Annotated in this window: 13 protein-coding genes; 7 read left to right on the top strand and 6 right to left on the bottom strand. The window is 39.1% G+C overall.

Going from position 1 to position 13655, the window contains the following annotated elements; genetic code table 11:
- Nucleotides 1–58: 58 nt before the first annotated feature.
- Both ACLCEG_RS16505 and ACLCEG_RS16510 read left to right on the top strand, forming a co-directional pair.
- The gene (locus tag ACLCEG_RS16505) at nucleotides 59–1726 is read left to right on the top strand and encodes a mechanosensitive ion channel (RefSeq protein ID WP_019457075.1); all 1668 of its coding nucleotides are present in this window, start codon (nucleotides 59–61) and stop codon (nucleotides 1724–1726) included.
- A 126-nt stretch (nucleotides 1727–1852) separates the two neighbouring features.
- The gene (locus ACLCEG_RS16510) at nucleotides 1853–2023 is read left to right on the top strand and encodes a hypothetical protein (protein WP_410568373.1); all 171 of its coding nucleotides are present in this window, start codon (nucleotides 1853–1855) and stop codon (nucleotides 2021–2023) included.
- 12 nt (nucleotides 2024–2035) lie between these two features.
- Here ACLCEG_RS16510 and ACLCEG_RS16515 read toward each other — a convergent pair whose 3' ends face one another.
- The 5 genes from ACLCEG_RS16515 to ACLCEG_RS16535 all read right to left on the bottom strand — a co-directional run bounded on the left by ACLCEG_RS16515 (nucleotide 2036) and on the right by ACLCEG_RS16535 (nucleotide 7668).
- Nucleotides 2036–3235 carry an NAD(P)/FAD-dependent oxidoreductase gene (locus ACLCEG_RS16515; protein WP_410568375.1) on the bottom strand — a complete coding sequence of 400 codons (1200 nt, stop codon included), beginning with the start codon at nucleotides 3233–3235 and terminating at the stop codon, nucleotides 2036–2038.
- 115 nt (nucleotides 3236–3350) lie between these two features.
- Complete coding sequence (locus tag ACLCEG_RS16520) at nucleotides 3351–4232, bottom strand: 1-aminocyclopropane-1-carboxylate deaminase/D-cysteine desulfhydrase (RefSeq protein WP_151741210.1); 882 nt, start codon at nucleotides 4230–4232, stop codon at nucleotides 3351–3353.
- Between the two features lie 65 nt (nucleotides 4233–4297).
- Complete coding sequence (locus tag ACLCEG_RS16525; protein ID WP_410568377.1) at nucleotides 4298–5419, bottom strand: HlyD family secretion protein; 1122 nt, start codon at nucleotides 5417–5419, stop codon at nucleotides 4298–4300.
- A 40-nt stretch (nucleotides 5420–5459) separates the two neighbouring features.
- Complete coding sequence (locus ACLCEG_RS16530; protein ID WP_174740009.1) at nucleotides 5460–7103, bottom strand: MFS transporter; 1644 nt, start codon at nucleotides 7101–7103, stop codon at nucleotides 5460–5462.
- A gap of 1 nt (nucleotide 7104) precedes the next feature.
- Complete coding sequence (locus tag ACLCEG_RS16535) at nucleotides 7105–7668, bottom strand: TetR/AcrR family transcriptional regulator (protein ID WP_004703463.1); 564 nt, start codon at nucleotides 7666–7668, stop codon at nucleotides 7105–7107.
- A 180-nt stretch (nucleotides 7669–7848) separates the two neighbouring features.
- On the opposite strand from ACLCEG_RS16535, the gene ACLCEG_RS16540 reads away from it, so the two are divergent.
- The 3 genes from ACLCEG_RS16540 to ACLCEG_RS16550 all read left to right on the top strand — a co-directional run bounded on the left by ACLCEG_RS16540 (nucleotide 7849) and on the right by ACLCEG_RS16550 (nucleotide 9139).
- The gene (locus tag ACLCEG_RS16540) at nucleotides 7849–8472 is read left to right on the top strand and encodes a LysE family translocator (RefSeq protein ID WP_049066979.1); all 624 of its coding nucleotides are present in this window, start codon (nucleotides 7849–7851) and stop codon (nucleotides 8470–8472) included.
- Nucleotides 8473–8634: 162 nt separating this feature from the next.
- Nucleotides 8635–8823 carry an NF038215 family lipoprotein gene (locus ACLCEG_RS16545; RefSeq protein ID WP_019457069.1) on the top strand — a complete coding sequence of 63 codons (189 nt, stop codon included), beginning with the start codon at nucleotides 8635–8637 and terminating at the stop codon, nucleotides 8821–8823.
- Nucleotides 8804–9139, top strand: a complete 336-nt coding sequence (locus tag ACLCEG_RS16550; protein WP_086496331.1) for a calcium-binding protein — start codon at nucleotides 8804–8806, stop codon at nucleotides 9137–9139. The genes ACLCEG_RS16545 and ACLCEG_RS16550 overlap by 20 nt, the downstream gene beginning before the upstream one ends.
- 81 nt (nucleotides 9140–9220) lie before the next feature.
- Here ACLCEG_RS16550 and metG read toward each other — a convergent pair whose 3' ends face one another.
- Entirely contained in the window at nucleotides 9221–11284 is a 2064-nt protein-coding gene (gene metG, locus ACLCEG_RS16555) for a methionine--tRNA ligase (RefSeq protein WP_216133818.1), read from the bottom strand.
- Nucleotides 11285–11640: 356 nt separating this feature from the next.
- Here metG and ACLCEG_RS16560 point away from each other — a divergent pair, with 356 nt between their 5' ends.
- Entirely contained in the window at nucleotides 11641–12141 is a 501-nt protein-coding gene (locus ACLCEG_RS16560) for a hypothetical protein (protein ID WP_004703453.1), read from the top strand.
- 146 nt (nucleotides 12142–12287) lie between these two features.
- Nucleotides 12288–13517, top strand: coding sequence for an iron-sulfur cluster carrier protein ApbC (gene apbC, locus ACLCEG_RS16565; protein ID WP_216133819.1), 1230 nt, complete (start codon nucleotides 12288–12290; stop codon nucleotides 13515–13517).
- Nucleotides 13518–13655 lie beyond the last annotated feature (138 nt).

Consider the following 13655-nt stretch of genomic DNA (forward strand, 5'->3'; position numbering starts at 1 on the left):
GGTGTTTTTCATTTATTGATAACACTGAAAAGAACATAACAATTGAGGACATAACAATATGAATGAATTTTTTAATGGGCCTCGCGGCGCTCAGTTTGATGCGATGTATTACTGGGATCAGTTTCATCCTATTTTGGCTGCAATTGTCATCTTACTGGTTGGCTGGATAATCGCTTTAGTGGTAGCAGCAGGGGTAAAAAAACTTCTGCAAAAATTAAATACCAATGCCAAATTATCTTCAGCTACAGGGCGTACTCCCAATATAGAAGGTCTCGTCTCCAAAGTCATATTTTGGTTTATTTTGATTCTTGCTGTTGTTGCTGCTTTAAATGTACTCAACATTAGTGGAGTAAGTGGTCCATTTAGCAATATGGTGAATCAGGTACTTGTTTACATTCCAAATATTATTGCTGCGGTGGTGGTGGGCTTTATTGGCTGGATTGTTGCTCGACTGGTGCGAGCAGGGATCACCAATGTGCTATCTAGAACGCAACTTGATGATAAATTAAGTAGTGAAGTAGGTGTAGGAGGAATCAGTCAGAATATCGGTGAAATTCTTTACTGGCTTGTACTATTACTTTTCCTTCCTATTGTTCTGTCAATCTTGGGATTAACAGGTTTACTTATTCCTGTTCAAAACATGGTGAATGAGGCGATTGCCTTCTTACCAAATATCTTCATTGCTGGTGTCATCGTTTTTGTTGGTTATATCTTGGCAAAAATTGTGCGTGGTATTGTTGAAGGTCTAATCAATAGCTTAGGTGTTCAAGCTCAAGCTGAAAAAATTGGTCTTTTCAAAAATTCAAATGTAGGCAAATTCTTAGGTTCATTTGTTTTTGCCATTATTATCATTACGACATTGATTGTGGCATTTGAAGCTTTGGGTATTCAAACCATTTCTCAACCAGCGACAGCAATGCTCAATGAAATCTTGCAAGCGATTCCGAATATTATTGCTGCTGGTTTAATTCTACTTGTTGCTTATATTGTTTCTCGTTTTGTTGGACGCTTGGTTGCTGAACTTATTGCAGGAACAGGTGTTGATGAAATTCCAGCAAAATTAGATGTACAACGCTTTTTAGGTCAAACTAAAGTCTCTGGTGCTGTTGGCTGGTTAATTGTGTTCTTTACGATGCTCTTTGCAGTTTCTGAAGCTGCTGACCGTCTTGGTTTTGAACAGATTAGTGGTCTAATTGCAATGTTTATCCATTTCGGTGCAAACATTCTATTGGGCGCTGTGATTTTGGTGATTGGTTTCTGGCTTGCAAATGTTGTAGCGAACGTAGTTCAACGCGGTGAATATAACAGTTCGCGTTGGTTAGGTAGTTTGGTCCGTGTTTTAATTATTGGCTTAGTTCTTGCGCTTGGTTTAAAAGCGATGGGTATTGCTGATTCGATTGTGAACCTTGCATTTGGTTTAACTCTAGGCGCAGTTGCAGTTGCTTTCGCACTTGCATTTGGTTTGGGTGGTCGCCAACCAGCAGAAAGATTGCTATCTGATTTGCTTGATAAAGCGAAAAAAGAAGCAAATCATCCAAATCCTTTATATCAACCACCTACTACAACAACAGCGAGTACGTCTTCAACTCCAACTTCATCAACTACGACAACTCCACCGTCAGCGGTTCCATCTGATGCAAAACCAGCAGATTCTGCACAGGTAAACCCAGCACAACCACCTGTAAATAAACCATTTGGCTCTACGGGGGAAAATGATGAAATTTAGTGAGTGAACTAATTTTCAGATAAACCGTACAAAAAATCTTTGATTTTTGTGATAAGTTCGACCACTCTATATGAGTGGTCGTTCTGTCTTTGACAGCTATAAAAACAAATAAGTGAGGAAAATACGATGAAAAAACCTGGTCGTTTTTTAGCACCTGTTGTAATTGCTGGGATTACCGTTGGTTTTTTAGCAAGTGCTTATAAATTTGTATTTAGCAAATCTGACTCATCAAAACAGGCAACAACGCATACACGTGATGCTGAAAAATCACCAAGTGAGTCTAAAGCAGCAAATTAGCTTATTCCGCATTTAAACATATTGTGCTGCTGCATAAGCAGAAGACCAAGCCCATTGGAAGTTGTAACCTCCTAAATGGCCGGTTACATCAAGTACTTCTCCAATAAAGAACAGTCCTTTCTGCTTTTTGCTTTCGAGTGTTTTAGATGAAACTTCGGTTGTATCAATTCCACCTAAGGTCACTTCGGCAGTACGGTATCCTTCAGTGCCAGATGGTTTAACCGAAAAACCATGTAACTGCTCGGCAATATGCTCTAGCTGTGCATCACTAATATTACCAATCGCCGTTTTGCTATGCTCTGGCCATATGAGTTGTTGTAGCTCTTGTACAATACTTTTCGCGGTAAATTCATTCAGAAGGGTACGCAATAAAACTTTCGGCTGTGATTTCTTTTTGTCTTTTAAATAAGTTGTTAAATCTTGACTTGGAAAAAAGTCAATTTTAAAACTTTCTCCAGTATTCCAATAGTTAGAAAGCTGTAAGGAGCTTGGTCCACTTAAACCACGATGGGTAAATAATAACGCTTCAGTAAAGCTATTTTTTGAGTTGCTTAAAGTCACATCTAAAGCATTACCACTTAAGCGTGTGGTGACTTCTTTAATATGATCTGAAAAAGTAAATGGAACTAAACCAGCACGGGTAGGGAAAACTGTATGTCCAAATTTTTGTGCCAGTTCATAGCCAAATCCAGAACCACCCAAAGTCGGAATGGATAAGCCGCCTGTAGCAACGACTAATGACTCACAGCTAAAACGACCTTGTTTGGTGTGTACAGAAAAACCGCCTTGTTCTAATGGATCGATCTGCCCAACTTCACAATGGGTTTGTATTTCAACATTGTTGGTTTTATTACACTCACTCACCAACATCTCTAAAATTTCTTTAGCGCCGTTTAGCGTAAATAATTGCCCGTGTTTTCGTTCTTCATATGCAATTTTGTAGTCACATACCAAACCGATAAAGTCCCAGTTGCTATAGCGTGACAGGGCAGAAATGACAAAGTGTGGATTATGAGAAATATAGTTGTCAGGCTCTACATAGAGGTTGGTAAAGTTACATTTCCCACCGCCCGACATTAAAATCTTTTTACCAACTTTGTTGGCTTTTTCTAAAATTAAAACCGAGCGCCCTCGTTTAGCAGCATGTGCAGCCAACATGAGTCCAGAAGCGCCTGCACCTAAGACAATGACATCGACATGACTGTTAGACATAAGAGATTCTCGATTAATCGTGAAAATTAAAAAGGGGCATATACTACCATGTCAGCACTTACTCGTGCTAAAGACATTTATTGCCGTAGATAAAACCTTAACTAAAATGAGTAAATTATTGGTGCGATTTATTTCTTATATCTGCCTGTAAACCACCAGAATGAATAGCCAGAATACGAGTTCCTTCAGGAAAGTAATGATTCTTTATAAGGTCAAACAGACCGAACATCATTTTTCCCGTATAGATCGGTTCAAGAGGCACGGCATATTTCGCTTCAAAACTCTCAATAAATGCAAATAGTTCAGGTGACGTTTTGGCATAACCTCCGCAGCAATAAGCATCTGTCAGAGACCAATTCTGTTTTTTAGTCCACTGTTGAATTTCTTGTTGTAAAAAGTCACCTTTTAAAGCCGAAAACCCCATAACTTTTTGATGTGCTGAACTCCTTTCAATAAGACCTGAAATCGTTCCGGCGGTTCCCACTGCACAGCAAATCACATCGTATTGCTCTAAATCATACTCACTAAGAATTTCCTGACAACCTTGAACTGCTAGCTGATTGGTGCCGCCTTCTGGAATAATAAAAGTTTCAGGAAACTGATGACCTAGCTTTTGAAGATAATTTGCGTCATCTCGCAAGCGATACTCATTGCGTGAGACAAAATGTAGCTGCATTCCCAGACTTTGGGCTTTTGCCAAAGTGGGGTTAAGAGGCTTACTCGCTAACTCTTCACCACGAATAATTCCAATACTATGTAAGCCAAAAAGATGAGCTGCATAAGCAGTTGCAGCAATATGGTTGGAATAAGCCCCACCAAAAGTCAAAATAGTTGATAGACCTTGTTGTTTTGCGGCAAGCAGATTGTATTTTAGTTTGAAAAATTTATTGCCCGAAATTTGAGGATGAATTAGATCTATCCTTTTAATGTCGAGATGAACAGATGAGGGGAGTTCAATGTGCTGGTAGGAAATCGGTTGGGCAATGTGATCAAACATTAGAAATTGAGAAAAATAATGAATGATCACATTGTAGCTTTTTAAAGAGAACTTTAAAAAGCTGATTAAGAACTTGTATCGACAGAAGTAATTACTGACATACCAGGGCGTAAGTGTTCCATTCCTTCCTGATTCGGGTCTATGGTGATGCGTACAGCTATGCGTTGCACAACTTTAGTAAAGTTGCCTGTCGCATTGTCTGGCTTTAACACACTGAACTCTGAACCTGCAGCAGGTGAGATTTGCTCAACATGGCCTGTAAATTTTTTGTGGTTCATGGCATCGACAGTAAACCATGCTTTTTGACCAATTCGCATATTGGCAATTTGGGTTTCTTTAAAGTTAGCAATCACCCAAGTTTGCTGTGGAATTAAGTAGAGTAACTGTGAGCCTGCCGCGACATATTGTCCAACACGAGGGTTTACTTCACCCAGTTGACCATCCATTGGAGCAACAATAACGCTATAGTCTTTGGTGGTCTGTGCTTGATCTAACTGTGCTTTAGCACTTGAAACTTGTGCTTCTAAGCCAGCTTCTGCGACCTGTGCGGTTTTCAAAGCCTCTTTAGCAACTAAAACATTCGCTTCTGCCTGTTTAAGTGCTGCAAGGTTATTTTCAGCATCGGCCGCGGCTTTATCTTGCTCAGATTTAGAGGCTGCACCACTATTTCCTAGCTGTTGGTAACGTCTAAGCTGAGCTAAAGAGAGTTCGTATTGAGCTTTTGCTTGATCGACTTTAGCTTGCGCCGCCACAATATCAGCTTGCTTCTGAGCAATGGATTGGGTTTGGTTGGCTAAAGTATTTTTAGCTTGTTCAACCCCAGAAGCTGCCTGAGTTACTTTTTGGTCATAAGTGGTTGCATCAATGTGCATTAACACTTGACCCTTTTTAACGTGATCAAAGTCTTTGACTAATACATCTTTAATGTAGCCATTAATTTGTGAAGATAAAACAGTGGTTTTACCTTTGACATAACTATTGTCAGTTTGCTGGACACTCGTTGCAAAAGGACCAATTCTCCATGCCCATAAAATTACTAAAATACCGATAATAAGGACTCCCAACATCCAGAACAGAGTTGAGCTTTTTGTCGGAATCAATTTACTTGCAGGTGCAGGTGCAGGTGTTGGCTCGTTGGCAGGAACCTGAGCAGGTGATTGTTCCGGTTTGTTTTGATCATCTGACATATATCAATCTCAATTTCTATTTCATCAATAACAAAAGCCTTTAAGGACGGCTAATTCCTCTACGTTGTAGATATTTACTACGCGCAATGTTAAATCCACCCCATAAGAGCAGTGCGATAGCAAAAATACCGTTTAACGCAATAACATCATTGTAGGCGCGCACTTGGGCTTCACGGGTGACTACTTGATTGAGTGTGCGCATGGCCTGAGTCGTTTGTAATGCTGGGTCATTTGTTGTGATGGTTGCACTACGTTGATAGGTGGAGAGCCTTTGAGAAACTAACGGATCTGATTGTTCTAAATCTTTAATAATCTCGACTTGATAGTTCTGTGTGCGGTGTTGTTGATAGGTCGAGAAGAAAGAAGACCCGACCAGACCACCAAAGGTTTGAGTTGCAGAGAACAGCACAATAAAAGTCACCACATACGAAGGGCCTTTAGCCAAAGTCTGTGCGAAACCAATGAGCAGTAAAGGTCCAATAAATAAACCACCTGCGAAGCCTACTAAGAACTGACTTGCAAAGAAGTTCACAGGCCGAACATCACTGGTTAAGTGGTAATCTAGTCCGCATGCAACCAGAATTAAGAACTCTGCGAAAAGTAAGTGGAAGATAATTCGTTCACGTGAAAAAGTCAGTGCACTAAACAGCGTTCCGCTTAAAATCCCGATGAATATCACTACATAAAGAGGTACAAACTGATCAGGCCCCATTCCCATAGCTTTTAAGAAGTTAACAGCAGCATAGCTTTGCTCTGACATTAGAAGTCGAATAGCAAAAGCACCAAAAATGAAACGCAAGGTCGAAGCAGTACCTAACCAACGTGTCATAATTAATGGATTGGCACGATAGTGTTCATAGAGCAAACCAAGAACAACCAAACTAAAGCCAGCAATTAAAACGTAAGCAAGCCATTCACTGTTAAACCACCATAAAATTGGGCCTTGTGTAAGCACAATACATAAGCATGCAAAACCAGGAGCCAGTAAAGCAAAGGTAAAGAAATCCTGCTTCTCAAATACATAAATACGTAAGCTTCGTGGTAGTTTCAATGAAACAACCATGGCTAAACAACAAAGTGCTAAACCTAGCTCAAAGGTGTAAAGAACAGACCAGCTGTCTGTACTGACAAGAAATGGAGAAATAATCCAAGCGACGGGAACCCCTAATTGTTGAAAACCGAAAGCGATATAGATGCCTTTTGCCATATCTGCTTTTTTAAAAGCTTGCATGGTGTAATACATACCTAAAGAGCTGAGAGGTGCTCCCGCTAAACCCGCTACAACTCGAGCAAACAGGGCCATTTCGTAGGTATGAACAAAAATATGTAAAACCAGCACAGCAATAAAAATAACCAGTCCTATTTCCGAAAATACTCTCAGGCCATACTGTTGTCTGGCTTTAAACAAAATCAGGTTTGAGCTGACATTTGCCATGACATAAGCAGCAGGGAGCCAAGCAGCTTCAGAAGGTGTCAGTCCATATTCACCTTGAATTAAAGGTAAATTTGCCGTAATAAAACCATTACTTAAACTTGCCGAAAGGGCGATAAATAAACCAATAAAAAAGTAAATAAACCGCTTAGGTACAGAGTGTGCAATCGCTGCTGGTGAACCAGGCAAAGTCGGTTGCTCGTCTGGTGTCCAGTCGGGTGGTGTTTCTAAATAACGAGGCGTTTTACTCATTCTATCCCTCGAATTTTTGTACTTGAATACCATTAAATAGTAATTCAATTGCTCGTTTTGCTAAGCGAGTCTGTTCTTCTGGCTCATGTCCTTGAAATGAAGAACCTAACATTGCAGTGACCATTGCATAGTCATTGGCAGTGAGATCAGCTCGACACAGTTTTTGTTCTATGGCATTTTCAATCAGTGGTTTAAGTGCATTATTTCGCCGTTCATAAATTTTTAACATAATTGGATCTTGTCGATCAATCACTCTCCAAAAATCTTGCAAAATTGCAAGCTTAGGAAGTTGTGCAATATGTCCTTCAATTAAACGAAATAAACCATCTTCGAATTGTTGAAAATGAGCTGCTTTTTGCTCTAACTGTGTAATTGCACGCTCTAAAAGGGCGCTAATTAAAGCCTTACGATCACAAAAGTTGCGGTAAAAAGTTGCTCTACCTACACCTGCATGGTCAATCACAACCTGTAAGGGGACATTAATGCCATGAATACGAAAACATTCTTCGGCAGCATTGAGTAATTCATCCCGATTATGGGCAGCAATTTTTTGGCGGGTACTCATGTTCTTGGTTTTGAGAGTTTTAAAGACCGATATATTTAACGGACATTTTTGTCCGTTGTGAAGATATAAATTGTAAAAACATGAAAATTCAATTTTCATCATTTATATGTTTTCCATTTTTATATGTGACATAAAAAGCTGTTAGAATACCGCGCAATTGCGTAATGCTAGGTCAATACAATGTTTGAGTCCCTTATTCCTCTTTTTTCAATTGCGATGGCATTGATGCTTGGAGCAATAAGTCCTGGGCCAAGCTTTATTTACGTAGCACAAAATTCAATTTCTAAATCACGTAAACATGGTTTGTTTACAGCTTTAGGTACAGGTACAGGCGCAGCTCTTTTTGGTTTTCTAGCTGTTATGGGGTTGCAGGCAGTTTTATTAGCAGTGCCTTCTGCTTATTTAATCTTAAAAATTGGTGGTGGGCTGTATTTGCTTTGGCTGGCTTTTAAAATTATTAAACACGCTAAAGAACCAATTGCCATGGAAAATGATGGCAAATCAAAAATGACTTATAAACAGGCATATCGTTATGGCCTGATTACCCAGTTAAGCAACCCGAAAATTGCAGTCGTTCTAGCGAGTGTATTTACTGCTTTATTGCCAAAAGAAATTCCAAATTACTACTACGTTGCATTGCCAGTGATTTGTTTTATGATTGATGCAGGGTGGTATTCATGTGTTGCAATGCTGCTCTCTTCAGAGAAGCCTAGAACAATGTACTTAAAAGCAAAAACTGGCGTTGACCGAGTGGCTGGAAGCATTGTGAGTTTATTGGGTTTAAAATTAATTTTCTTCAAATGATAAGCCTTTAATTAAAATATCTAAAAAATACAAAGCCAGCTATTTAAAGTCTGGCTTTATTTTTGAGTAAAATATATACAAATTGAAATATCTTTTTTTATACTTAAATATTTAAAAAGTGGTAACTTAATAAATAAAACAAAAAGAAATGAGGATCACGTTATGAAAAAACTAATGGTGAGCATTTCTGTAGTTTTTCTCATCTTAACTACAGGGTGTGAGATGAAAACAATGAGTAAGCCACAACCAGCAAATGAGCGGACCATGAGCATTGTTGGTACACCTGTTCATGAAAAAGATTACAAGATTTCCGATTTACAAGCCAATAATCATGAGCAATCCAACTATTAAGTTACTCACAGCTTGCATCACTTACTGTATGTTAAATGTAGTAAGTGCATGTGAGCCTGCATCCTTGGATTGGAAGCTTTTTCAGGAAAAATATGATTTAAATCATGATGGAATGTACAGCTTAAAAGAATTTGAACGTGTCCAAGATTTCTACCCGTATAACTGGCCTACGGATAAGCGTTTTCAGGGAGAGAATAAGCAAACAGAGCTATTTCATTATTTAGATGAAAATAAGAATGGCTATTTAACAAATGAAGAGTTGGGGAATATACACGTTTTATTTAGTAACCCTTGTGAAGGGCGGCCATGGACATAATTTAAATCTTCTTATAGATGTTTCTAGAAAATTTATAGTTAAAAAAGCTCCCAAGTTAGGGAGCTTTTTTATTAAGGCAAATTAAGAAACTTTATCGCCAGGTTTTGCACCGCTATCTGGTGAAATAATGAAAATACCTTCACCATTTCCAGCAGCAAGTACCATTCCGTTTGAAATACCAAAACGCATTTTACGTGGTGCAAGGTTAGCCACCATGACAACCAACTTACCTTTTAGGTCTTCTGGCGCATATTGACTGCGAATACCACTAAACACATTACGTGGTTCAGCTTCACCAACGTCTAACGTCAGTTGAAGTAATTTATCTGAGCCTTCAACCGTACCCGCTTCAAGTACTTGAGCAACACGTAAGTCAACTTTTAAGAAATCTTCAATACCGATAATTTCAGCTTCACCCACTGCTGGGGCAGGAGTTGCTTTTTTTTCGGCAGATTTCTCTTTTTTCGCAGCTTTAGTTGCTTGTGGAGCAGGGGCACCTAAAGACTCTTTAGAAGCATCGACCATTGCAGCAACAGCTTTTGGATCAACACGTTGCATCAATGGCTGGAACTGTGCAATCTCATGACTTACAAGAATTTGTTTACGTGACTCGAAATCGAAGCTTTCAAGTTTTAAGAAATCTTGAACTTGCTTTGCCAAAGTTGGAAGAACTGGAGCCAAGTACACTGCGAGTTGACGGAATAAGTTGATACCCACAGAACATACATCAAGAACTTGTTGCTCTTGACCTTCTTGTTTAGCAAGTGCCCAAGGTTTTTTCTCATCAATATATTGGTTTGCACGGTCAGCAAGCGCCATAATTTCACGGATCGCCGTAGAGAATTCACGTGCTTCATATGCTTTAGCAATTGAATCGCCTGCATCAATAAAGATTTGTACTAACTCAGATTCTGTACATCCAGCAGATAAAGTATTGTTAAAGCTACTATTGACGAATTTTGCACAACGGCTAGCAATATTGACGACTTTACCGACTAGGTCTGAATTTACTTTTTGAACAAAGTCATCAAGGTTCAAGTCAGAATCTTCAACCTTATCTGAAAGTTTAGAGGCAAAGTAGTAACGTAAATATTCTGGGTTTAAATGCTGTAAATATGTCTCGGCCTTAATGAAAGTACCACGTGACTTAGACATTTTTTGTCCATTTACAGTCAAGAAACCATTTACGAACAAGCCTGTTGGAGTGCGATAGTTCGCACCTTCAAGCATTGCAGGCCAGAATAAAGCATGGAAGTAAACAATGTCTTTACCAATAAAATGATAAACATCGTTTTGACTATCTTTTTTCCAGAAATCATCAAAGTTTAAGTCTGGACGTTTAGTTTTGATATAGTTTTCAAAACTAGACATATAACCAATTGGTGCATCTACCCACACATAGAAATATTTATTTGGTGCGTCTGGAATTTCAAAACCAAAATATGGTGCATCACGAGAAATATCCCAGTCTGCTAAACCAGCTTCAAACCACTCATCTAACTTGTTCGCAATTGAAAGTGGTAAGCGACCTTCATCACGCGTCCATTTTTGTAAATATTCAGAGAAGTTTGGAAGCTTGAAGAAATAGTGGTCTGATGATTTTTCAACTGGTGTTGCACCACTTAAAGTTGAACGCGGGTTAAGTAACTCTGTTGCATTATAAGTTGTACCACACACTTCACATGAGTCGCCGTATTGATCTTCTGACTTACATTTCGGGCAGGTACCCTTAATGAAACGGTCAGATAAGAACATCCCTTTTTCTGGGTCAAATAATTGAGTTACAGGGCGAACTGCAATATTTCCAGCTTCACGGTTTTTAATGTAGATATCTGTTGAGCGTGCTTTGTTTGCATCGCTATGTGTTGAATCGTAATGATCGAAATGAACGCCAAAACCGTCAAAATCACGAATGTGTTCTTTTTGAACATTCGCAATTTGCTCTTCTGGGCTAATACCATTCGCTTCAGCACGTAGCATAATCGCTGTACCATGAGCATCGTCCGCACACACATAAGTCACATCATGACCCATTGCCCGCATGGCACGAACCCAGATATCTGCCTGGATGTAACCGAGTAAATGACCCATATGAATTGGACCATTCGCATAAGGGAGGGCATTAGTGACTAAAATTTTACGCACGGATCTCATTCTCTCATTCGTATTTATAAGGTGGAAGATTTTAACTGATGAGTGAAGAAAAACAAAGCATGAGAAGGATTGCTTCATAAGGGGGACGAGTGCAAGACAAGAGCTAAGCTTGAGTAGTTGGATAAGCAAAGATTAATAATCTTTGGCTAGAAGCAAGGGGAAGCAAAACATATTTTAAGTTAAAAGTTATTTCTCTTTAGAAAAGATAAACAAATCAAAAAATATTTGAATCTTCCTGTATTGTCTTTGTTTCAAATTGCAGTTACGGTCAGAAAATAAGTCATAACGATGTATAACTATTAACTTACTTCAGGTAATTTTTTTAATTAACGATGAGGATAACAACGATGACTACTGAAAATAAATTAGATGAATTAAAGGCAAAAGCGGCAGATGCAAAAGTAAAGGGTGAGAAAGCTTTGGACGACCTAAAGGAAAATGTTAAAGAGAAACAGGCCGCTGCAAAAGATGCTGTTGAAGATAAAGTAGATGAATTAAAGTCAAAGGCAGCAGATGCAAAAGCACAAGGTGAAAAAGCCTTGGATGATTTGAAGGACAATGTAAAAGAAAAACAGGCTTCTGCAAAAGATGCTGTTGAAGATAAAGCCACTGATTTGAAAGGCAAACTTGATGATGCTCAGCATAGTCTGCAAGATAAGTTTGATCACTTACGTACTGAAGCGGCCCATAAGCTTGATGATGCTAAAGCCAAAGCCGCAGAATTGAAGGAAGAAGCTGCATCAAAACTTGATGAATTGAAAACGCAGGCAACTGCAAAGTTTGATGAATTGAAGAAAACAGCAACCGATAAGCTGAATAAGTTAAAAAATCACGATTCTGCTGAATAAGCTGATTTAAACTAAAATCCGTACTGCTCACTCAAATGTTGAGGCTTTAAAATTAGCAATTATTCATTTCGAGTTGAGCGAGTACGGACCAATACTGTTACACTAGCTCCAATAAGCTGTAATGATCTGTTTTTGGAGTAAACAATATGTCTTGGCTTTCTTCATTAAAGTCTGTTTTTTCACCGGCACAAGAAGTGAAAGAAGATGAAATCCAAACCGTACTCCAAAATTATTTGCTACCCCATTCCAAAGATGCCTTAAAAGAGCGCATTAGTCAGCTTCAGGTGCAAGGTCGAGTTCTACAACTCACCATTAATGCATTTCCTGATGAAAAAGAGCATTTGCAGCAAATTCATGATGAATTAGCCGATGCCTTAGAAAAGTGTGGTATTGAAGAACTTAATTTGCACGTAGTTCAGCAAAAGCGCCCAGCACAAGAAAGCGCAGGTCAAGGTTGTTCATCTAAAGCGCCGAAAGAAAATCCGGACTTACCACCGGTAGTTGATGCTTCAACTAAGCCTGAACCTGATCCAAACAATCCACCGATTCAAAAAGCCGCGCCTCAACAAAGAGATGTTCCAGCTCATCCGCGAATTAAGAACGTTATTTTGGTTTCATCTGGTAAAGGTGGTGTTGGTAAATCGACCACTACGGTCAATTTAGCGCTTGCCTTACAAAAAATGGGACTCAAGGTTGGGGTATTAGATGCCGATATCTATGGCCCAAGTATTCCAACCATGTTAGGTAATGCTGGCAAAACACCTCTTATTGAAAGTGAAAATTTTGTACCTTTAGATGCATACGGTATGGCTGTACTTTCTATTGGACATCTCACTGGTGATAACAATACACCTGTCGCATGGCGTGGACCGAAGGCAACAGGTGCTCTAATGCAATTGTTTAATCAAACACTTTGGCCAGATTTAGATGTATTGATGATTGATATGCCGCCAGGTACAGGCGATATTCAACTCACACTTGCACAGCGTATTCCTGTGACTGGCTCAATTATTGTGACGACTCCGCAAAATGTTGCTTTATTGGATGCCACCAAAGGAATTGAGTTGTTTAATAAAGTTGGCATTCCTGTATTAGGCGTCGTCGAGAACATGTCGACTCATATTTGCTCTAACTGTGGGCACGAAGAACAAATTTTTGGTATTGGTGGCGGTGATAAGCTTTCCGAACAATACCATATTCCATTATTAGGTCGTTTACCTTTAAATGCTCAAATACGTGAGCATGCTGATGAAGGTAAGCCGAGTGTTGTTGCAATGGATGATGCAGCTGATAGTTATATTGAGATTGCTAAAGCAGTCTGGCAACAGATTGAAAAAATCCCTCAACGCACACGTGATGATAAGCGAATCTTTTGATTCATCCGACCCGACTTTAAGTCGGGTTTTTTATTGGTTGGTTAAAAGTAAAATTTAAATTACTGAATCTAAATAACAAAGCTAATCTTGAAATTGGCATGTAGATTGCTAGTTTACGCTTTTAAAAAGAAATAGGTT

The organism is Acinetobacter sp. H1(2024) (genome assembly GCF_046557555.1).
In the GTDB taxonomy this organism is placed as follows: domain Bacteria; phylum Pseudomonadota; class Gammaproteobacteria; order Pseudomonadales; family Moraxellaceae; genus Acinetobacter; species Acinetobacter seifertii.